The organism is Secundilactobacillus silagincola (assembly GCF_002583405.1).
Classification (GTDB): Bacteria; Bacillota; Bacilli; order Lactobacillales; family Lactobacillaceae; genus Secundilactobacillus; species Secundilactobacillus silagincola.
Map to the genome: position 1 here is coordinate 411,803 of NZ_BCMJ01000001.1, position 22,892 is coordinate 434,694.

The following is a 22,892-nucleotide window of genomic DNA, read 5'->3' on the forward strand; positions in this document are numbered from 1 at the left end:
CGAGGTTAGAAGAATGACGAAGTGTTTAATTTTGGGGATTGATCAACCAGTCGCACAATTAGTGGCTAAGCAGCTGAATGATGTGGCAGTAGTTGGTTTTTCCGAAGTAGACGAAACTGCTGACTTTTGCGGGGATGCCCGCAAAGCAGCTACTTATATGGAAGCAGTTAAAGGGGTAGACATCATCTACTCCGATTTCATTGGGATGGATGTGGACTGGAAGCTAGAAGCCGTCTTCACCGCACTTCGAAAGCAGCAGCAAACCGTCAGAACCGTGATGCGCTCGGTTGCTGGTATTGATCAGGAAGTCGATGGTACGCTTACTTATCCTGGAATTATCGATATCAAAGAATTTCTCAAACAGCAACGTTATGGCATTAAAATTGTGGATGAGGCTGAGATGCCGTACACCGTCTTACGACCGATTATTGATGATCAATCTGGGTCTGCGCAAGTCCAGCTTATTAATGAAGGACAGCCAGTTCCAGTAAAGCCGGTTAGCGCTGCAGCATTTGCACAGGTGGTGGTTGATGAGATTCAAAATGGAACTCATGTTAATCAGTCAATAGCGGTAGTTAGTAAGTAATGACAAATCTAAAATGACCTCCTAGTTCAGCAGTAAAAGCTAAACAAGAGGTCATTTTTATATGTGTGTTTGGAGGAACTGAAACTATGTGGTTAATATGTGTGTTTTGAAAGTCTGATATTATGTGTCTTATCATAGGAAATAAACAGTTTATTTTTTCTCAAGGCTAGCTGATGGTTGTAAGTTAAAGAGCTTGGTAATTGCCCAGCTACCCAAGATACCGATCAGCATGAATGGGAAGAAGTCCAAGCCTTGATTGAACAGCGGGATGAAGTTGCCAGCCCAAGCATTGATGGCTTTGAAGAAGCCCATGTTAGCGAAGAATGGTGGCAAGGTGTGAATCGCATCCAAGAAAGCTGGAATGAAGGTCAAGATGATCGTGGTCTTGTAGATGAATTGGTTCTTGCCCATGAATGGATGTAACAAACCTAAGAAGATTAAGGACATTGCTAATGGGTAGATGAAACTAAGTAGTGGTGTGGAGTAAGTGATGATTTGATCCAAACCGAAGTTAGCGATGATGAAGGCACCAATGGAACTGAAAGTCAGGAAGAAGTGGTAGCCGAGTTTTGGAAAACGGTGACCCCAATCTTCGGAAAGGGCGGCCATCAAGCCAATGCATGAAGTGATGCAGGCAAGGAAGGTAACGGCACCGAGGATGGCGATACCAATCATGCCAGTGTAGTGAGCCATAATACCAGAGAAGGCAGTCCCACCATCAGCACTTAACTTGAGGTAACTTAAACTTGAAGCACCAAGAGCAATCAAGAAGATGTAGATGATCGCTTCAAGCCCCATGCTGATAGCACCAACTTTAGCAACCGCCTTAGAACGGGCACCAGTATCGTTCATACCAAAGTACTTAAGCGCGGTAATGATCGTAACACCAAAACCTAATCCGGCAAGAGCATCCATGGTGTTATAACCTTGTAGGAACCCGTTGATCAAGTTGCTGCCGGCACCAGAGCCAGCTGGAAAGATTGAGATTTGACGGATGTCGCCTTTGATGATGAAAGCCATGAAGAAGATGAAAGCTAAGAGAGCAAGTAAGATTGGGTTGAGTAATTTACCAACGTAATCAGTGATTTTGGATTGGTTCCAAGAAAGTAAGAGTGAAATGCCGAAGAACAAGAATGAGAAAATCAGTAGTCCCATTTGATCCCAAGCCTTTGGCAAGAAGGGTTGAATCCCAATGGCGAAGGTAGTGGTGGCTGTCCGTGGTGAAGCAACCAGAATCCCTAAAGTGGCGTGAATCATGATCAGGAAGAAGAGCGCAAATCCTTTACCAGCTGGTCTTGCAAGGTCATAAGCACTGCTGCTGCGAGTTAAACTAATGGCGAGAATCGATAATAACGGTAATAAAATAGCAGTTAACAGAAATCCAATAGCGGAAGGTCCCCAGTTGCCAGCGGCTAATTGACCTAGATGAATCGGGAAGATCAAGTTCCCAGCACCGAAGAAGAGACCGAATAGCAGTGAACCTAATATAATATATTGACGTTTCGTGAGTGATGTTTTCATATATAAAACCTCCTGTGAATTTGGTGAAACAACGGGGTAATAAAAAACGCCCCTAGCTTATAAAAGCTAAGGACGTGTTATCGACGTGTTACCACCTTAATTTTCAACCACCTCGCGATGATTGACTTTGAAAGTACGGCGAACCGATGCGCGGTCGGTCCACGATACTTCATTGCTGTAATGGGCGCATTCCCAGTGACCACTTCGAATTATTCGTCGCGGTCACGACTTGTAGATTACTTTCATCGCTGGGTCGATTACCTCGTCGCACTGATTGAGGCTCCCTGTGAATCTTGCCAGTGACTACTCTTCTACGCATAGTCTTTGAAAAATGATTTAAATATGTGTGAAACAAACTTTGTTTATGTGGATAATAATAGTCAATGGAAAATTAAAAGTCAAGGATAAAATTAGATTTTTTTAATTTAATGTGCTGATTATCTCAGCGGTATTTCATTTTAATAGATGTAAGAAACCGGTTGATACTAGTTGTCAAAAACCGAAAAATAAGCAATAATGATGGGTAATATAGAGATGGTGTTTTAATGAGAAATTATTTGAGACAGAAAGATGGGATAGGTATGGGAGCTCAGCTCAGCAACCGAAAGATGAATGTTAAACGATTAGTCGTTAAAGTTGGGACGAGTAGCTTGGTTTACCCCAGTGGCGGACTTAATTTAAGGGTGATTGATCAACTCGCCTTCGCACTAAGTACGTTATGCGGACAGGGTAAGGAAGTTATTTTAGTTTCGTCTGGGGCGATTGGTGTTGGCTTAAACGCACTTCGGCTGAAGGAGCGACCCAAGGAGATCAGTGAGCAACAGGCGCTGGCTTCGATTGGCCAAAGTAAGCTGATTACGATGTTCAATCAGCGGTTTGCCCACTATAATCAAACCATCGGGCAACTGTTGCTGACTCATGATGTGTTCGATTTTCCGGCCAGCAACCAACACGTTATGGATACCTTTGACCGGTTATTAGCCAAACACGTGGTACCGATTGTTAACGAAAATGACTCCATCGCGGTAGATGAAATGGATCATCGGACCAAGTTTGGTGATAACGATCAGTTGTCCGCTATTGTGGCGACTCACGTAGATGCTGACCTGCTGATCATGTTGTCTGATATTGAGGGCTTTTACGATCAAAACCCACTGAAACATGACGATGCTCAGTTAATTCCAACGATTCATCACATTGATGATGAAACCTATGCTGTGGCTGGCGGTCGCGGCAGCCGGTATGGTACGGGCGGCATGGTGACGAAGCTGACGGCAGCGGAAATTATGCTTAAGGACAATCGTCAAATGGTGTTGGCAAGTGGCAAAGACCCCGCGATTATTTTGGATATTTTAGCTGGTAAACCAGTTGGTACTTGGTTTACTCCCGAAGAAAAAGGAGGAATGAACAGTAACTATTCTGCTGTAAAAGGATATAAATCTTTGTAAAGTGGTGCTGCTATACTATTCCATATTCTTATAAGACTGGCGAAAGATATCACAAGGTTAAAGTTAGCCGTTAAATTTTCCGTATTAGTTTATAGCTTATAAGTAGTGAATTATATGAATTTCATTAAAAGGCTTTTTGGAATAAAGCCATCCCGTATAATATGAAGGACACCTCACCTTGGTGATTAAATTCAATAAGGCGGAACCACTGATATTACTCACATATAAAGTCGAAATTAAGCCGACCGAAAAACAAGCCTGGCAGCTTGATTGTCATATTGGTGGCAGTCGCTGGGCTTATAACCTGTTTTTGGATATCAATCGGCAACGCTACGAAAGGGGGTATTGCTACTTAAACGCTTACGCCTTTAGTAAGTGGTTTAACCATGAATACCTTGAAGCCAATCCTGATGATAGGTGGATCAAGGAATTATATGCCAAATCGGTTAAGCAGGCTTTTATTGACGCTGACACGGCTATGAATCGATTTTTCAAGAAACAGAGTGGTTTTCCCCATTGGCGGTCATTTAAACGGGACCAAGGTAGTTATTACTTTGTTAAGAACAGTAAAACACAGATTATTGCTTGTCAGCGTCACCGCATCAAGTTACCGAAGCTTGGCTGGGTACGTTTGAAAGAGTTTGGCTACATTCCGACAGACTCAGAACACTTCGTTATCAAACAAGGCCGAATTAAATTCAAAGCTGGTCGGTATTACCTGACCTGTTTAGTGGAACAGGCTGAATTACCAAAACTAGCATCAACCGGTGAACCTATCGGCATCGACCTTGGTTTAAAAGAATTTGCCATTTTAAATGATGGTACTTTGTATCCTAATCAGAATAAAAGTAGTCGCGTAAGACGGATCAGAAAACGTCTGCGCAGACTGCAAAGAAAGTTGTCCCGTCAGTATCACGCACTGAAAGCTAGAAGACAGAAAGAAGGGAAATCTGCTACTGATTTAAATCTAGCTAAAACTCAGCGGAAAGTGCAACGCTTGTATCAACGTCTAACTCACATTCAAGCTGATTATCAGAATAAGATTATCGCTGCTGTGGTGAGAACCAAACCACAGTGGGTAGCCTTAGAAGACTTGAATATTAAGGGTATGATGAAAAATCGGCATTTAGCTAAGGCCATTAGTTACCAGGGGTTCTATAATTTCAGAATCAAACTGATTGCTAAATGCCAGCAGTTAGACATTCCGGTACACTTAACCAATCGTTTTGAGCCTACTTCTAAGTTATGCCATCAATGTGGTCATAAAAAAGTTGATTTAAAACTACAAGATCGAGTGTATGAGTGCCAGAATTGTAACTATACCGAAGACCGTGATATTAATGCGGCCCTGAATATCAGGGATACTGAAAACTTTGAATTCGCCTACTAAAATAGGTTTCAAAGCATGTACCGGTGGCTAGCCGGGAATTAACGCTTGTGGACTATCATATCAACTGTATTAGTGAGTTTCATGCGAGGCAGGATAGGGAGAAGCAAGAATGATCTATAACTTTTTATAAGTTATCAGTAGCAGCTGTTCAAAATGGCTAACGAAACGATTAATATGACTGAATTAGAAAAAATGGGTCAGCTTGCAAAGCAGGCGGAGACCCAGTTGGCGCAACTGTCTAATCAGCAGCGTAACGCTGGTTTAACGGCCATGGCGGATGCTTTGGTGGCGAATGCGGCTACCATTTTGGCTGCTAATCAGCAGGATTTGGCAAACGCAACGGATCTGAAGGCCAGTTTTGTAGACCGGCTGACTTTAACGACTGACCGAATCAGCGATATGGCTGAAGGCATGCGCCAAGTAGCTCAATTACCAGACCCAATCGGCAGTGTCGACAAGATGTGGAAGAATGAAGCCGGGTTGATGATTGGCAAGCAGCGAGTGCCATTGGGCGTTATTGGGATTATTTTCGAAGCCCGGCCAAACGTTACGGCGGATGCTTCTGCGTTAAGTTATAAAAGCGGTAATGCCGTGATGTTGCGAGGCGGTAAAGAAGCCATTCAGACCAACATTGCGATTAGTGACGTACTTCGAGGTGCTTTAAAGGAATTGGGCGTGGACGAGAACGCCGTCCAGTTAGTTCACGATACGTCTCACGAAGTCGCTAACGAAATGATGGCATTGACTCAATATTTGGATGTGTTGATTCCCCGTGGTGGCCGTGGCTTGATTCAACGCGTTGTTTCAACAGCCAAAGTACCAGTCATTGAAACGGGCGCTGGTAACTGTCACATTTACGTTGACCAGTATGCTGAATTACAAATGGCAGTTGATATCACTGTTAACGCCAAGGTTCAGCGGCCATCGGTCTGCAACGCGGCGGAAAAGTTAGTGATCCATAGTGCCATAGCTGACGAGTATTTGCCAGTGATTGCAGCAGCGTTGGCGGACCAAGGTGTTCAGCTTCGCGGTGATGAACGGGCTTGCGCCATTGTGCCAAGCATGATACCAGCAACGGATAGCGATTGGGACGAAGAATATAACGATTTGATCATGGCGGTGAAGGTCGTTGATTCTGAAGACGAAGCTATCGCTCACATTAATGCACACAATACGAAACACTCTGAAGCTATCATCACTGACAACTATCAAAACGGTCAGCGCTTCCTGCAGCAGATTGATGCTGCTTGTGTTTATATCAATGCTTCCACTCGGTTTACGGATGGTTTTGAGTTTGGTTTTGGAGCCGAAATCGGGATCAGTACTCAGAAGCTGCATGCTCGTGGGCCGATGGGACTGCACGAACTAACGTCGACCAAGTACATTATCTATGGGGACGGGCAAGTTCGGAAATAATTAAAATGCTTTAAAGGCCTCGTGACACCTCGTTTAACGGATGAAAATTTGTTAAAATGAATGTAAAGAGGTGGTGCGCTGTGACGATTAAGACTAATCCTGAACAATTGGGCATGCTTAAATCGCAAATGGATGAGGCAAACCAAAAGTCTCATTTTGTTATTTTCGAGTCTACTGAATTTTCTAGTGGCGATAATTTGCGATTAATCACCGATTATGAAAGCTTTAAAGAAATTCGTAAGGCTCACGCAGATCAGGCCAAGATGCATATTTTGCAGGACATTGTCCCAATCACGGATAATCTGGCCAAGTGGGCAATCGCGGAAAGTAAAGCGGCACATCAAAGTGATGATCCGGAAGCCTTAGCCGACTTGGAACAATATACCAATGCGGTTTTGAAGGAAAACTTTATTAAAGTGAATCAAGAATAAGAGCGTAACATAACTCGGTAGATTCCAGAATTTAAAACAAGCACCGTTCCGATGGGCCTTATCGGGACGGTGCTTGTTTTAAATTATATTCTAGTTAAGAAACTAGATAAAATTTTTATCAATATAGACTTATACCACAAGCCGTTATTTTGATATACGGTGAATTAAAAGTTTCACGTGAAACAAACTTTAAGCTAACTTAAAGTTACTTTTCAACGCTAATTTTTCTAACCGTTTAGCTCCCCAAGTAAACATTTCTTCAATAATAGGCATTAAACTTTCACCGGTTGTCGTTAAGCTATAATAGACAGCTTTGCGGTTGTTAGAAATTTCTTCACGGCGAGTGACTAGGCCATCAGCTACTAATTCTTTAAGCTGCTGTGCCAGCATCTTATGAGTTGCGTCAGTCAACAAACGTTGGATCTGGCTAAAACGCATGGTACCGTCGTGAGATAAGTGATAGATGATGACAATTTTGTATTTGCCTGAGAACATCGAAAGTGTGTATTCCTTGGCACAATCAAAATCCTTTTTCTGGATTTTCTCTTGCGTGTATTTTCTAAGTGCGTCAGTCATGTCGTCCTCCACAAAGTAATTTGGAATTCGTGAGCGTGTTTTGCAGGTTAAAATCATATCTCAGAGCCGAGAAAGTGGCAACTAAAACGCACTGGGATTCTTTCACTAGCAAAATCTTCATGGGCACAAAAAAGTGCGTTATTGCCGGTTTGCTCGTAAGCCGTAATAATGGACTTACAAACAAAGGAGGAAGATACGATGAAAAAAGTTGCAGTTGTGGTTACTGATTTGGTAGAAGACGTTGAATTTGTGGAACCAGTCAACGCAATTCGTGATGCCGGTCATGAAGTGACCGTTATTGGATTTGAAAAGGGTACCGTAACCGGTAAACACGATACAGCCATTACCATTGATCAGTCGATTGCGGATGTGAAACCAGAAGACTTTGATGCCCTTTATATTCCAGGTGGTTTTTCACCCGACCAATTACGTGCAGACCAGCGCTTTGTCGATTTTACCAAGGACTTCTTAATGACCAATAAGCTGATTTCAGCGCTTTGTCACGGTCCGCAATTAATGATTCAGACCGGCTTGGTTCATGGCCGAACGATGACCGCTTATCTGACGGTTCAGCCTGATCTCTATTACGCTGGTGCTCGTGTTGAGGATCAGCCCGTGGTTGTCGATGGTAATCTAATCACTAGCCGGGAACCCAAAGATATTCCGGTATTTAATCAAACGTTGATTGATGCACTAGCAAAATAGAGTGAATATCCGCACAGCAATGATTAGGATTTTACTGATGAAATAACCGCTATTCAAACAAATACGGCAAGGCCTAGGCAGACCATGATCTGTTGATAGGGCTTTGCCGTATTTGTTTAGAGAGACCAATAGGATGTTTTTGAATTCAAAGGTGATTAGACCAGCCTTTTCAAGACGATAATTATGGCGAAAAACTCCTATAAATTCTTTAAATCTGTTTGGAAACGACTAGAACAGACGTTCAAATATGCTATGATAAAACCAGCAAAATTTGAAGAGGCCCAAGTACAAACCATTTCGCAGTTTCGTGAATGATGTATAGAAAGGAACCAACACGATGACGTTGCAATTTGTAATTGGAAAAGCAAGTGTTAACCATGAAAATAGCCTGTTATCAGAGCTGGCAAAAGCGCAGCAGGAACACCCTGATGACCAGTTTTATTACTTGGTACCAAACCACATTAAATTCGAGTCTGAAGTTCAGGTATTGACACAATTAGCCAAACTGTCTGGAAATGACAATGGTGCCTATGCCCAATCAGGGGTTCAGGTGCTGTCGCTAACCCGGCTGGCCTGGTTCTTTATGAAAAACGCACCGGCTTATCAACTACCCCGGATTTCACAAGCGGGCATGAATATGCTGGTTTATCAAGCCATTTTAGACCATCAAGATGAACTGCAACTATTTGCTGGTGAAGCCGATCGTCCCGGGTTCATTAGTTTGCTGACTCGTCAAATATTGGAGTTAAAAACGGGTCAGGTTAGCGTTTTGGACTTGGATCAAGTTGCCAAGGAAATGACGGGGACCAGTGCAGATTTAGATGCCAAACTACATGATTTGGTGTTGATCTACGATAGTTTTGAGCAGGCGATGACCAATAAGTACGTTGCCAATACCGACTTGCTGAATCAACTGAGTACATACTTAGAAGAGGTTGATTTAAGCCACGCTCATTTCTACTTCGACGGCTTTTCTCAGACCCAGTTCTCAGCACAGGAAATGAAATTGTTATCAACACTGATGAAGCGGGCAGCTGAGGTAAAGATTGCTTTGATTCTTGATCAAGGCACGCCAACAACTGATGCTATTAACGAACAGAGTTTATTCTACCAACCGTCACGGACCTATATGCGACTCTATCAAACTGCACGTGCGCTATCAGTTCCCGTATTACATGATATTAGAGCAACAACTGCTCGGACAACGCCAGAGTTGCAACAACTAGAAACTTATTGGCAAGCAACGGCTACGGGCGTGACGTCAATGAAAGGCGAGACGCTTCAGCAGACTGATCAGATTCAAATTATTCAGGCTGATAACCGTTATGCTGAGGTCGCTCGGGTGGCAACCATGATTCGTCAGTTAGTGGCGGAAAAAGGGTATCGGTACCGCGACTTTTTGATTTTGACCCGTCACCTCGATCAATACGAAACCATCTTGGCACCGATTATGAACGCACAGGAAATACCTTATTTTAGTGATGTCCAGCAATCAATGGCGGACCATCCGCTGGTTGAACTGATTGACGCGATTTTTGAGATTAAGCGCAAGCATTTTCAGTACGCCGATATTATGCGGTTACTAAAAACCGAACTGTTACTTCCAAAAATAGGCGATGGTCAGTATATGGCAATTGATGCCTTTCGTGATGCCCTATTTAAAACGGAAAATTGGGTGTTAAAAATGGGCTATCAGGGATCACGCTGGCTGCAAAAGGAAGATTGGCCTTACGCCCGGCTTCAAAGTGATGATTTAGGCACAGCCACCAGCGCTGACCAAGCAACCTCGGATCAGATCAACGGTATTCGCAGATTTATTCGGGATACGCTAGTACCTTTCTATCAAAAATTGGATCACGTTAAAAATGGCCGTGAAGCGGCAACCTTATTAGTTAACTTCATGACTGAAAACGGGGTAGTTGACCAGTTAATGGTTTGGCGAGATTGCGCCATTGATGCTGGTGACTTGGTACAAGCAGGTCAGCCGGAACAGGTGTGGCAGACGTTTTGTGACCTGTTAGATGAATACGTTACCATTCTCGGTGATCGGCTATTTCGGTCGCAGGATTTCTTATCATTACTGCAAGCTGGTTTTGAAGGCGCCAATTATTCTCAGATTCCTTCAACACTGGATCAAGTAATGATTTCCGAAAGTGGGATCATCCAAATGAACAACCGTAAAATCACGTTTATGATTGGTTCCACCGATAAAACCATGCCGGATACCACTTTGCCGACTCACTTGCTGAATGACCAAGACCGTCAAAAACTGACTTTGCCTGAAGGTGAATATTTAAATGATGATGGCATTATGACCTTACAAGGTGAGCCGTACATCAACTATTTAGCCTTTATGACGCCTAGTGAACGCCTGATTTTTACGTACCCCATCAACGCGGGCGATGATGAGCAAAATCAGATCAGTCCGTATTTGGCGCGGATACAAAAACATTTTAACTTACCAATTATCAGTCACACAGCAACGCCTCAAGCTGATCAGCAGGATTTGACCCCCTATCTGGGCGCTAAGCGGGCAACGTTGCGACATCTGATTCAAGCCAGCAATGACAGCCGTGATCGTAACATTCGGTTAAGTCCCTCGTGGCAGTATGTTTATCAAGTGCTTAGCCAAGGTGACACGCAAGCGTTAACGGAAAAGTTATTAGGTAGTATTTCGTATCGTAACGTGCCTGCGCAGCTAGACGCGGAAATTGTGACCGGACTGTACGGCAACACCATTAACAGTTCAATTTCGAAACTGGAGGAGTTCTACCGTAATCAGTATGCGTACTTCTTGAAGTATGGGTTAAAGTTGCGTGAACGAGACGAGTTTGAACTGTCACCAGCCAACACTGGTGAATTTTTCCATGCCGCCATGGATCAGTTAATGAAACGGGTCAACGCGGAAAAAATTGATTTAGCAGATTTGGATGACCAACAGCTTAACGAGCTGATCGATGAGATTACGGGTCAAATTCTGAATGATCCTAAAAACTTGCAGTACGCCATTTTGAATAGCAGTCACCGAATGGCGTTTATTAAAGGACAGCTGATTGGCGTGGTCCGTCAAATGGCTGTGACGTTCCATAAGCAAAGTCAGTACACCCCAATGCGGGCTCGAAAGACTGAAGTCCTGTTTGGCCACATTGGAGCAGAGGATGGTCTACCACCGCTGGAATTTAATTTACCGAAGAAAAAACAAATTCGGGTTCGTGGGAAAATCGACCGAATCGATACGCTGAAATTGCCGAATAACGAATACATCGGCATCGTGGATTACAAGTCCAGCGAACACACAGTGAAGTTCAACGATATTTACGAAGGTATCGCCATGCAGATGATGACGTATCTGGACGTGGTGCAAAAGAACATGGCGCTGATTGCTGATGATCCGGATGCGCAGCTAGCTGGCGCGCTCTACCTACATTTGCAGAATCCGCGGTTACGTCCCAGCGACATTAGGACGGATATTTCCAGTGCGTTGTTGGCCAAGGAGCGCTATGAAGGCGTCTTAGTTGCTGATGACGAGTTGATTCACGGTCTGGAACCGCAGTTAGCAGTCAGTGAAGCGGCTAAAGTTTTTCCGTTTAAATTAAAAAAAGATGGTTCAGCAGCCAAGTCAAACTCCATCATTACCATGGACCAGCTGCAAAATCTATTACAGTATACCGAAATGAAGATCACCGAAGCCGGCAGCAGTATTTTTGACGGTCAGATCGAGTTGAATCCCTATAAACCGCTGAGTGGTCCAACAGCGATGACGAATTCGCCATATACTGCTATCATGCAGTTTGATCCAATGCTGCCGGAAAATAGTTACCGGGTACAGACGGCACCAGCAAAAGCGGATGAGATCATGAAGCAAATTGCGGAGGAGGTTAAACGCCGTGAAATACACTAAAAGTCAGCAGCAAGTGCTAGACACACACCAAACTAATTTACTCGTATCAGCTTCTGCTGGTTCTGGGAAAACTCGAGTGCTAGTCGATCGAGTGATCAATATGATTTTGGCGCATGAAAGTCTGGAAAATCTCCTCATCGTCACGTTTACTCGAGCTGCCGCTGCCGAAATGAAGCAACGAATCGAGACTGCCCTTCGAGAACAAATCAGTCAAGCTAACGCCACGGAACAGCGGTATTTATCCCGCCAGCTTGCAGTTTTGCCGGTTGCTGACATCAGTACATTGGATGCTTTCTGTCAGCGAATTGTTGAGCGTTACTACTATTTGATCGACCTCGATCCCGTTTTTCGGATCCTGGGTGATCAATCTGAAAGTGCGCTACTGAAAGATGAAGTTTGGAACGATGTGCGCGAACAGCTGTATCAAGATGACGAAGATGGGGTATTTAAACGTCTGGTTCAGAACTTCTCCAACGACCGTTCAGATGACGGCCTCACCGACAAAGTGATGCAAGTCTTTCAGTTTATGGGTGCCAAACCCGACCCCAGTGCGTGGTTAAAGACCCTAGCTGAACCTTATCAGGTGGATGGTCCATTAATGGCAAGTAAAATTGTCCAAGAACAACTCTTGCCTTTGATTCAGCAACAGTTGGATACGGCTAAACGGGAATTGCAGCAGGGACGTGATCTGGCTGAAGATGCCGCAATTGATAAAGCAGTGGCATACATGGACAGTCTGCTGTCACCATTATCAGAGTTCAATATGGACGAGCTATCTTGGAATGGTTTGCGGTTAGGACTCAATGAATTTCCGTGGGGCCGGTTACCATCAATCGGTAAAAAATCGGCTGAATATGATGATTATCAAGAAATCAAAGAGACGTTTGTTTCTCACCGGGATAATGCTAAAGACGCCCTTGAAACGGCAGCTAAATTAATGCCGTTACCTGAAGAAGAAACGGCTGAAGCGATGAATAATAGCCGAGAAATCGTTGAAGAACTAGCTAAGACTGTGGAAAAATTCGCCACTGCTTATGATGCTGAAAAACGTCGCCGACACGTGTGGGAGTTCAGCGATATTGAACACTTTGCGCTGCAAATATTACAAACGGAAACGCCCGAAGCAGTTGCCGTCCGTGAGCAGTTATCCAAGGACTATCACGAAATCATGATCGATGAATACCAGGATACTAACGAATTACAGGAAGCTATCATGACCACGTTGGCACATGATCATCCTGGTAACCTGTTCATGGTGGGGGATATTAAGCAGTCCATCTACCGTTTCAGACTAGCGGAACCCAAGCTGTTTATAGAAAAGTTCAACCGGTATCGAGAAGATCCGAATGCCGGTAAAGAAATTACTTTGGCAGAAAATTTTCGTTCGATGAAAAACGTAGATGATTTTACTAACTTAATTTTTACCCAGATCATGGATGAACAACTGGGACAGATTAAATACGCCGGTTCAGCTAAATTAGTGTATGGTGCCAGCTATCCGGATACATTGCCAAACGTGGCTTCATTAATGATTTATGATACAGAAGCTGCCAGTGAAGCGGGTACGGATGAGGCGCCTGATGGTGATGAGGGTCAGGTGACCTTGATGGCACAAAAGATTCGGGAATTATTAGCCCAAGACACTCAAATTTGGGATCGGTCCAAGCAAGAGCTTCGGTCACTGAAGTACCAAGACATTGCTATTATTGCTTCAACGAAAAAGAATAATCTGGAAATTCAGGATCAGTTTGGCCGAGCCGATATTCCGGTTCAAATCAACGATGCGCAAAGTTACTTTAAAACCACAGAAGTTCAAATAATGATGTCCATGCTGCAAATTATTGATAACCCGTATCAGGATATTCCATTGGCTGCAGTTTTGAGATCGCCAATCGTAGGGTTAAATGAAAATGAATTGGCTTATCTAAGAGTGAGCGACAAAACGGATGATTACTATTCTGCCTTACTGCATTTTTACAATCATTACCACGATGAATATGCAGGTAATCAGTACGCGGATAGCTTGTATCCTAAGATTGAGAAGTTCTTAGAACAGTTGAACCAATTCCAAACCACAGCTCGGCAAAAACAGCTGGCGACCTTGATTTGGCAAATTTATCAAACTACTGGTTTTCTGGACTACGTCGCCGGAATGCCAGCTGGACCGCAGCGACAAGCTAATTTACATGCTCTGTACGAACGAGCTGCTGACTATGAAAAAAACGGGTTTAAGGGCCTGTTTCAGTTTGTTCGGTTTATTGAACGGATGCAGAAAAATGACCATGACCTCGCCGAAGCAAAAACCAGAGCCACCGAAAATGCAGTTCAGGTCATGACGATTCATGGCAGTAAAGGACTGGAATTTCCAGTTGTTTTCTTACTGAATGCTTCGAAGAAGTTTAACCTTCAAGATCTTACTGATAAGGCAATTCTCAATAACCAGCTGGGTATTGGGATTGATTATTTTGATCCTGACAAGCGGGTTGCGGCACCAACCTTACCCAAGTTAGTCATACAGGCAGCTACTCGAAAGGAAGCACTGGCCGAGGAAATGCGGAAGCTCTACGTTGCACTGACTCGTGCTGAACAGCGGCTTTACATCGTGGGTGAGTGCAAGGGCCAAGACAGTTTGCTAAAAAGTTGGAGCGCAGCTAATCACGATGATTCGCTAGTTTTGAATCCTAATTTACGCGAGAAGACGCACAATTTCCTTGATTGGATCGGTTTGACGCTCATGCGGCACCCAAGATTTGAACTGAATCCGGAGAAAAAGGTGCTACCAGCTTTAAAGGACGATAAAACCCAGTTTGATATCAACTTCTATTCTGCGGATGATCTTATTGGTATGGGACCACGATTAAAAGCTGAAACGGGCGAGAAATGGTTACAGGATTTAAAGGAACAGGCGGCTATTTCAGATTACGCGGAGGTCGACGTTGATAAAATCGATCAGTTGATGACCTTTAGTTATCAAAATCAAGCTGAGACGCAGACGACGGCATACCAATCAGTATCCGAAATTAAGCGGCTGTTTGAAGACCCTGATTTGAAGCAGTTAGGGGATTATCAGCCAGATTGGCAAACGGCTCAAGGCGGTAATCGGTTTGTGACTCATGAACTTGAGCAACCTGTTTTTATGCAGACCATTAACGCGCCAACTTCCGCAGAAATTGGGACTGCCACTCATTTGATTTTTCAGGAATTGGATCTATCAAAACCCGTTGACTTGGATGCTGTTCAGACTGTAATTGATCGGTTAGTTGACCAAAAAGTCATGCAGCAGCCGGTTGCCCAGCGCATTAAGCAAGAACAGGTGGTGAACTTCTTTGCCAGCAAATTTGGTCAGACCATTTTACAGCATCAAGATAGTTTAAAACGAGAAACGCCATTTTCACTGTTATTGCCGGCAAAGGACGCCTTCGCAACCGTGCATGATGAAGACGCCAAAATCCTGATTCACGGGATTATTGACGGTTACTTTGTGACTGAAGAGGGCATCACGTTATTTGACTACAAGACCGATTATTTGCAGCCAACGGATAGTGGTATTGAAAAAATAAAGCACCGTTATGAAGGTCAACTGCGATTATACGCACTAGCATTGGAGAAGATGCTGCAGCGGCCAGTGGCTGAAAAGTATCTTTACCTACTGTCGATTAATCAGCTGGTTCAGGTATGATGGTCTAGGCTTGAATAAAAGAAATTGTTATGGGAACGTTATTCTTGAAAGAAAATCTTAATCGAATTGCAAACGGAAGCGTCTGTTTTTCATGTCATAGGTATGGCATAATGGCATAATGTGAACAATTGATTCTAAAACGGAGAGAATAATTTTGAGAAAGATATTTGAAAAAATTCCAATTTGGTTAATTTATACGGTTACTTTTGGCTTTATCATACTTTTTTCTTTTGGTGCTTTGCGCCTCATGGGGCAAACCACGATTTGGAACATGGATGGTATTACGCAGCATTATCCAATATTAGAAGAGTTTTATCGCATACTTCGCGGAACCGGGCATCAGTCGTTATTTAGCTGGTCGTGGAATTTGGGACTTGGTGCCGATCAGATGACCACCTTCTCTTACTATGTGGTGGGAGATCCTTTTAGTTACCTGATTGCGTTGTTCCCAGCTGATAAGATTCAGCTAGGGTACCAGGCACTTACCATTCTACGTGTGTATGCAGTGGGGCTAGCCTTCTTAACTTTTGCGAAGCAGATGAAGTTAAAACGTACTGGTAGTCTTATTTCAACACTGATCTATACGTTCTGCAGTTTTTCATTCTACGTTGCTTATCATCACCCATTTTTCTTGCTACCAATGATCTTCTTCCCGTTACTTTGTACGGCGATTGATAAGATCTATCATGGTCAATCATTTTTATGGTTGGTGGCAATTACAGCAATCGTTTTAATCAGTAACGTTTATTTTGCTTATTTACTTGCAATTGGTTCATTAGTGTTTGCGTTGGTTCGTTATCTCGATCTTAAACGGAAAGATGAATTAGTTCGCACGCTACCGAAATCGTTTGGCTATTTTGTGCTGACTGTCGTCATGGCATTACTGATTTCAGGTGTGATCTTATTACCAAATATTATGTCAATGCTTAATTCCTCAAGGTCAGGATCTAGCATTTTTGCGAACGGCTTAAAACTTTATCCGGCCATTTACTATATGAAGTTACCTAACGTCATTCTGGATTCTAGCGGTTCCAAAATGTACTGGGTCGTTATGGGAACCAGTGGACTAACCCTAATCGCAATCATGTGGTCACTGCGGCATTTTAAAAAGTATTTGATGCTCAATCTCACCCTAATTTTAATTGCGGTTGGATTACTGCTCCCACAATTTGCAGCGGTGATGAACGTCATGAGTACGCCATCTAATCGTTGGGTCTTACTAGCACAGCTCCCGTTTGCTCTGGTTGCCGGACTATTTATTGATCACCTGCATGAACTTGTTCCCGCCGACTTTAAATGGTTTATGTGGGGGACGTTGCTGTTACTGGCATTAGTTTGGGTCGGTAACGGGTTTATTTTCAAAATGCGGGCTCATAATGCCGTGATGTACGGTATTTACTTCGTGACGTTACTAGTGCTTGCTTATGGGTTTATTGGTGGGCTTAAAAGTCAGCGATTAAAGCTTAGTTTGTTTGTGCTAGTAGTTGTGAACGCTGCTAGCATGGGACTTGGCTTTTATAGTAGTAAATACAGTGACACGACATCCTCTCAACTCAGTCGGGGTGTCGCACCACACTGGATCTCGACGTATTATGATTATGCAAACCGGTATCTGGCAAAGCACGACAAGAGTTTTTACCGGACAGGAGAAACGTCTGATTATTACGCGCTGAAGACAGCGGGGAACAACATTCCGATGCTGTTAAATATGCATTCGATCAGTTCCTACTTTTCCGTTCAAAACGGTGACGTTGATGCTGTCAATAAAGAGTTACTTAACAGTGAGAATACCATGAATAACCCCACTCGAAACGTTGATAACCGAACGACATTTTCGTCACTGCTAAACGTCAAATATCTCTTTGTTCGTGAAGATGAAGTGGGTAAGTCGAAAGTTCCTTACGGGTTTGAACCGATCAAAGATAAAGATGGGCAACCTATGATATTCCAAAATCAAGCTGTTTATACCCTGGATAACCATACTGGTACAGCGATTTACCGAAACAAGTACGCCTTGCCACTGGCATATACCCAAAGTCAGCAACTTGATAAACAGTCGTATCAGAAGCTTTCAGCTAGCGATAAAGAACAGGCAATGCTGGATGGCGCCTTAACGGATCACAAAGTAAGTGGTGTTAAGACGGTCAAGGCTGCAACAACGGCGAAGACGGTTCCGTATACTGTTAAAATGAACTATCTGCCAATTACCACGGAAGATCAGGCAATTGCTTATCAAGTCAAACATGATACTGGTCATTCAGTTCTTTCCCAAATTAAGTCGAAAGAACTGACGCCAAAGCAAATTGAAGCGTATGATCAAATTGCAAAAACAAAGAAACCGACTAAGGCAATCACTAATATGATGAAGCAAAATCAGGCGATTGTTAAAAAAGATAGTCAAACTAATCAAAATGGGTTAAAGACCATGACAAGCGACGTTCTTGGTCAAAATGCTGATTATCAAATCACGCTAAAGAATCCTTCTGCATATAAAAACAGTGAACTTTACATTGAATTTGATGGTATTAAAACTAAATTCCCATCAATTTCTGATCGTTTAGATTACACTGCGCGTCGATCAATAATGGGCGATGTTCCGTTTTCACAAGGGGCTAAATTGAACTACTGGCGAGACTTTATGAATAACCAGTACTTCAATTCTTATAATCTTCAAGTGACAACTCAGAACAAAGGCGCTAATATCCTGCAATTAGGGATTAATAATTTGTCGGATTATGAGAAGCGCGATAAAGTCCTGATCAATTTGGGATACGCTAAGCAAGCACGAAAGACCATCAACGTTTCCTTTACTAAAGCTAATCAGATGAGTTTTAAGCACGTACGGGTAATTGCAGTTCCGTTTGGTCAAAGTTACCGTCAAAAGACGACTCAAATTCAAAAGCAAAGTCTTAAGCAGTTAAAGGTAACTAATAACCACGTGTCGGGAACAACTGACCGCACTCAGGCAAGTGTCCTAACCACTTCCATTCCTTACACGAAGGGCTGGCACTTGACGGTGGATGGGCGTAGTACGCCTACTCAACAAGTTAATACTGGGTTTGTGGGTGCTAAGATTCCTGCTGGAAAGCATCAGATCCGGTTAACTTATCAAACACCAGGACTGTCGGCTGGGCGACTGCTTTCAGCTCTTGGACTAGTGCTCTTTGGACTAGGGGCTATATGGAACATTTGGCGCTGGTTGCTTCGTAGGCGAACAGATCGTCAAAAGCAACAGGCTTAATTCATATGTGATATAAAAAGGCTTGATCCTTCAACTTTTATTGTTGAGGATTCAAGCCTTTTTGAGTATCGTTTTTACAGAAGCAATAGGCTGATTAAAACAATCAGCATGAAAAGCGCCACGATAATGAGTGGCAGCGTTGAATTTAAAGCAATTCGGTGATCGTGACGAATGCTAATGATGATGACAGTTAGCAGTGCAATCAGTCCAACTGTAAACAAAATCATTAATTTAATTTGCACTGCGGTATCCGCAATGGTCATAGGAGTTCACCTCGCTGACTATTTGATAAGTAACTGATAGGCATAACGAACCGCGTTGTCTCGTTGCATGTGTACGATACCACGATAATCAAAGCCACTGCTGGTAATGACGTGTTGCATCCCTTTATTTTCCGGGTGGGTGTCAATGCGAATGTCTTTGAACCCCAGTAAACCGGAAATCGTGATAAGGCCGGTCATTAACGTTTCTGACAAGTGATGTCCACGAAAATTACTGGCTACGGCAATTCGGTGAATCGCTGAATAATGATCATCGGTACCGCTGATCCATTGACCATCTTCAATTTTAAGGTAGTTAACGTCGATTCCCTGGTGTAGAGCAGCGGTTCCAGCAATCGTATTATTATAGATTAAAACAAAGGTGATGCCATCTTTGATATCTTGTTTAAGGGTTGCGGGATCCGGATAGCCATCCTGCCACTGATTAATGTGCTGTTCCTTTAAGTAGGCCTTAGCGCCACTAATAATGGCTGTAATTGCGGGTAAGTCTGCTTGAGTTGCCCGTCTTAAGTATGTAGCTGACATGTTTTGCCTCCTAATGAATAGTTAGCCTAAATTTTACCCCTTTAATGGCTTTTTAAAAAGGTCTAGTACAGTGTAAAATGAGGGAGAGGTGGTTGGAATGCAGTATGAAGATGTTAAGTTAGCAACGTTTATTGATCGGCCTAACCGATTTATTGCGCATTGTAAACTAGCGGATGAAATCGTCACCGTCCATGTTAAAAATACTGGGCGAAGTAAAGAACTGCTAGTACCCGGCACGCGGGTTGCGTTAAATTATCAGCCAAAGCAAACACGGAAAACGGATTATGATTTGGTTGCCGTCAAAAAGCGGGGGCGTCACTGGATTAATATTGACAGTCAGCTGCCAAATCAGTTAGTAAAAGAAGCTCAGCTGAATCATCAGCTCCAACTACCAGATTTGCCGGAATTAAGCCATTTTAAACCCGAAACTGTTTATCATGATTCTCGGCTGGATTTTTGGGGTCAAACGACATCAGGGCAAGATCTTTGGATCGAAGTTAAGGGAGTGACCTTGGAAAATAATGGGGTGGCTGCTTTCCCAGATGCGCCAACTGTGCGGGCCGTGAAACACGTTCACGAGTTGACACGTGCGGTTCAAGAAGGAGCAATTGCTTACTTGCTGTTTGTTGTTCAACTGGATTATGCACGGCTCATGACCATTTATCGGAAACGGGCCCCTAAATTAGCGGCTGCAATTGACGCTGCACAGCAAGCCGGTGTTCGCGTAGTGGCATTGGATTGTCAGGTAACACCGGATACAGTCACGTTAAGACGGCAGGTGCCTTTTAATCTGTACGCTGATTTTGAAGAGGCTAAATAGCTAGGGTAGATATCAAAAAGTCCCACGACCGCTGTTAGGTCATGGGGCTTATTTTAGCGCGTTTAGTTTCGGTGAACAGACAGTGCAATCCCCATTCCGCCACCGATACAAATGGCAGCCATGCCGGATTCAAGTTGTTCACGCTGTAAATCATGAACGAGCGTTGTCAAAATTCGGGCACCAGAAGCACCAACGGGATGACCTAGGGCAATAGCGCCACCGTTAACGTTGAGTCGCTCTGCCGGAATTTTTAGGTCACGGGAAACGGCTACTGATTGCGCAGCAAAGGCTTCGTTTAGTTCATAACGGTCAAAATCTGTGATTGTTTTGTTCTGTTTCGCCAATAACTGTGAAATGGCGTAGTAGGGTGCGTACCCCATGATGCTTGGATCGATGCCCACTTCCTGATAGCCATCAAGCACGGCTAAATAGTCTAGTCCAGCAGCATCAGCGGCTTCCTTTGACATCAGTACCAACATACTGGCACCGTCGTTTAAACCGGCGGAGTTACCAGCAGTCACAGTACCATTAGATTTAAAAGCCGGCTTTAAGTGACTAAGGGCTTCAAGGGAGGTATCGGGACGGATGGCTTCGTCTTGGGTCATCTCAGTGGTAGTTTTTCCAGCTATGGTGATTGGAATCATTTCATCTTTAAAGTAGCCAGCTTGAGTGGCAGCCTGTGCTCGTTGATGAGAACGTAGAGAAAAGGCATCTTGCTCTGCCCGGGAAACGTGGTACTTTGTAGCAACGTTTTCTGCCGTAATTCCCATCAAATCCTGGGTAAACGCATCGCGCAAGGCATCGTGTTCAATGCCATCCAGTACTTTTTTCTCGCCGTATTTAGTTCCCTGACGCATATCGGGTAGTAGATAAGGGACGTTAGACATGCTTTCGGTACCGCCGGCAAGAACGACGTCAGCATCGCCCATAACAATAGCTGATTGCGCCAAACGTATCGCCTTGATTCCAGAGCCGCATACTTGGTTGATGGTCATGGCAGTGCTGGTGACTGGTAGACCACTATTGAGACTGATCTGACGGGCAACGTTTTGACCAGAACCTGCTTGCAACACGTTACCGATAATAGTCTGGTCGATTATTTCGGGTTGAATTTTTGCTTGCTGAATAGCGGCCCTAGCAGCCAGTGTTCCCAATTGAACGGATGAATACTTTGCTAATTGGCGGCCCATTTTCCCAATTGGGGTCCTGACCGCACTTAGGATAACGACTTCTTTCATGATTAACTTCCTCTTTAAATTAAATATACGTTTGATAAGGATACATGATAATCGTTAAAATGTCTTTAGCTTTGATTTTGCTTTTCCATAATTTTAAAGGTTTGTATTATAGTAGAAACTCTCATATAATGATAAAACTGAATTAGGAGGTAGATTATGGCACAGTTTGATGAACAGCTAGATAGCTGGCTTGATCAGGTTGCTGAGGTGCCGCTTGTTAATAATATGAGTGAAGCAGATCAGCAAAAAGTATTCTTAATTGATTCGCTGGTGTTACAAGTATCTATAGAAGGTTATGGTAAACAACCTTCCGAATGGACGACAGAAATGTTTGCCGACTTGTTTTTTAACCGTTTTGTGAGGTTATTGGAAGATCACGAAAAGCAGCAGCAATTATTCGAATTAATTCCAACGGCGATGGTGGTTTTATTAGACATCGTTCAACCGTTTCACCAGGCGAAGCTAGTTAGTTGGATTAAGGGTAACCATGATCAACTTGTACATTTATATGATCCTGTTGCCGATAAATTCTATTCTCAACTGACTAAAGCAATGGCATCGGCTAATGTAAATACTAATAATAAAGAAGAAGTTGCGGCATTTACCAAGCAATATTTGCGTAAACACCCAGCACAAAGCAGAGCGTTCTTCACAAAGGACGATGGTCATGAGAAATAGATGTGGGATTGTTTTAATGTGTTAACTGGCTATAAAGTTAGATTTGGCAGGTATCTAGACAGGTATTGTGGCTATAATTCGCAACTAATAAATGTGATTACCATTAAAAGTGATTATTTCCGTTGACACATGGTTATACGGATGATATATTAGTTAAGTTGCTTCGCGAGGAAAGCACAAACGTGATTATAAATAATTATAAATTGTGTTTGACATTTTCCAAACAAAGCGGTATATTAATTAAGTTGCTTGCGACGGATATCAAAATTCAAAATTATAAAATTTTAAGTTTTGGTTGACAAGTTAAAAGCAATGAGATATGATTAAAAGGCTGGTTCATAAGTGATCAGCTCAGTAGGCCTTTGAAAACTGAACAAAGTTTTGTTTCACAAATGTGCAGGGTATATCAATTTCGGTTGATATCAAATGTAATTTGCGAAGTCAATTTCGCTAGTA

The 22,892-nt window shown here is 43.2% G+C and carries 16 protein-coding genes; 11 read left to right on the forward strand and 5 right to left on the reverse strand.

The genetic code is table 11. The annotated features are described in order from the left end of the window. Nucleotides 1–13 precede the first annotated feature (13 nt). The gene (locus tag CES82_RS01775) at nucleotides 14–586 is read left to right on the forward strand and encodes an NAD(P)H-binding protein (RefSeq protein ID WP_098823592.1); all 573 of its coding nucleotides are present in this window, start codon (nucleotides 14–16) and stop codon (nucleotides 584–586) included. A 150-nt stretch (nucleotides 587–736) separates the two neighbouring features. Here the strand turns inward: CES82_RS01775 and brnQ are convergent, their stop codons facing one another. Further along, nucleotides 737–2,107 (reverse strand): branched-chain amino acid transport system II carrier protein, encoded by a 1,371-nt coding sequence (brnQ, locus tag CES82_RS01780; RefSeq protein WP_098823593.1) that lies wholly within the window; start codon nucleotides 2,105–2,107, stop codon nucleotides 737–739. 581 nt (nucleotides 2,108–2,688) lie between these two features. Here brnQ and proB point away from each other — a divergent pair. The 4 genes from proB to CES82_RS01800 all read left to right on the forward strand — a co-directional run bounded on the left by proB (nucleotide 2,689) and on the right by CES82_RS01800 (nucleotide 6,792). Further along, nucleotides 2,689–3,555 carry a glutamate 5-kinase gene (gene proB, locus CES82_RS01785; RefSeq protein WP_098823594.1) on the forward strand — a complete coding sequence of 289 codons (867 nt, stop codon included), beginning with the start codon at nucleotides 2,689–2,691 and terminating at the stop codon, nucleotides 3,553–3,555. A gap of 181 nt (nucleotides 3,556–3,736) precedes the next feature. Then, nucleotides 3,737–4,945, forward strand: coding sequence for an RNA-guided endonuclease InsQ/TnpB family protein (locus CES82_RS01790; RefSeq protein WP_225364810.1), 1,209 nt, complete (start codon nucleotides 3,737–3,739; stop codon nucleotides 4,943–4,945). 153 nt (nucleotides 4,946–5,098) lie between these two features. Beyond that, nucleotides 5,099–6,361 (forward strand): glutamate-5-semialdehyde dehydrogenase, encoded by a 1,263-nt coding sequence (locus tag CES82_RS01795; RefSeq protein WP_305792667.1) that lies wholly within the window; start codon nucleotides 5,099–5,101, stop codon nucleotides 6,359–6,361. Nucleotides 6,362–6,441: 80 nt separating this feature from the next. Then, entirely contained in the window at nucleotides 6,442–6,792 is a 351-nt protein-coding gene (locus CES82_RS01800) for a hypothetical protein (RefSeq protein WP_098823595.1), read from the forward strand. Between the two features lie 189 nt (nucleotides 6,793–6,981). On the opposite strand, the gene CES82_RS01805 is transcribed toward CES82_RS01800, so the two are convergent. Beyond that, nucleotides 6,982–7,368: a winged helix-turn-helix transcriptional regulator gene (locus tag CES82_RS01805; protein WP_098823596.1), complete on the reverse strand. Its 387-nt coding sequence runs from the start codon at nucleotides 7,366–7,368 to the stop codon at nucleotides 6,982–6,984. A gap of 198 nt (nucleotides 7,369–7,566) precedes the next feature. On the opposite strand from CES82_RS01805, the gene CES82_RS01810 reads away from it, so the two are divergent. The 4 genes from CES82_RS01810 to CES82_RS01825 all read left to right on the forward strand — a co-directional run bounded on the left by CES82_RS01810 (nucleotide 7,567) and on the right by CES82_RS01825 (nucleotide 18,894). Next, nucleotides 7,567–8,073: a type 1 glutamine amidotransferase domain-containing protein gene (locus tag CES82_RS01810; RefSeq protein WP_098823597.1), complete on the forward strand. Its 507-nt coding sequence runs from the start codon at nucleotides 7,567–7,569 to the stop codon at nucleotides 8,071–8,073. A 337-nt stretch (nucleotides 8,074–8,410) separates the two neighbouring features. Further along, nucleotides 8,411–11,974, forward strand: coding sequence for a PD-(D/E)XK nuclease family protein (locus CES82_RS01815; RefSeq protein WP_098823598.1), 3,564 nt, complete (start codon nucleotides 8,411–8,413; stop codon nucleotides 11,972–11,974). Continuing rightward, nucleotides 11,961–15,653 carry a helicase-exonuclease AddAB subunit AddA gene (gene addA, locus CES82_RS01820; RefSeq protein ID WP_225364811.1) on the forward strand — a complete coding sequence of 1,231 codons (3,693 nt, stop codon included), beginning with the start codon at nucleotides 11,961–11,963 and terminating at the stop codon, nucleotides 15,651–15,653. Before CES82_RS01815 ends, addA begins: the two co-directional genes overlap by 14 nt. Before the next feature lie 154 nt (nucleotides 15,654–15,807). After that, complete coding sequence (locus CES82_RS01825) at nucleotides 15,808–18,894, forward strand: YfhO family protein (protein ID WP_098823600.1); 3,087 nt, start codon at nucleotides 15,808–15,810, stop codon at nucleotides 18,892–18,894. Nucleotides 18,895–18,968: 74 nt separating this feature from the next. On the opposite strand, the gene CES82_RS01830 is transcribed toward CES82_RS01825, so the two are convergent. After that, on the reverse strand, nucleotides 18,969–19,157 hold the full coding sequence (locus CES82_RS01830; protein ID WP_098823601.1) for a hypothetical protein: 189 nt from the start codon (nucleotides 19,155–19,157) through the stop codon (nucleotides 18,969–18,971). 18 nt (nucleotides 19,158–19,175) lie between these two features. Next, a complete protein-coding gene (locus CES82_RS01835) occupies nucleotides 19,176–19,700 on the reverse strand; it encodes a GNAT family N-acetyltransferase (protein WP_098823602.1) in 525 nt (174 codons plus the stop codon). A 97-nt stretch (nucleotides 19,701–19,797) separates the two neighbouring features. Here CES82_RS01835 and sfsA point away from each other — a divergent pair, with 97 nt between their 5' ends. Then, on the forward strand, nucleotides 19,798–20,520 hold the full coding sequence (gene sfsA / locus CES82_RS01840; protein WP_098823603.1) for a DNA/RNA nuclease SfsA: 723 nt from the start codon (nucleotides 19,798–19,800) through the stop codon (nucleotides 20,518–20,520). A gap of 62 nt (nucleotides 20,521–20,582) precedes the next feature. Here sfsA and CES82_RS01845 read toward each other — a convergent pair whose 3' ends face one another. After that, nucleotides 20,583–21,758, reverse strand: coding sequence for a thiolase family protein (locus CES82_RS01845; protein ID WP_098823604.1), 1,176 nt, complete (start codon nucleotides 21,756–21,758; stop codon nucleotides 20,583–20,585). A 156-nt stretch (nucleotides 21,759–21,914) separates the two neighbouring features. Here CES82_RS01845 and CES82_RS01850 point away from each other — a divergent pair, with 156 nt between their 5' ends. Next, complete coding sequence (locus CES82_RS01850) at nucleotides 21,915–22,436, forward strand: hypothetical protein (RefSeq protein WP_098823605.1); 522 nt, start codon at nucleotides 21,915–21,917, stop codon at nucleotides 22,434–22,436. Nucleotides 22,437–22,892 lie beyond the last annotated feature (456 nt).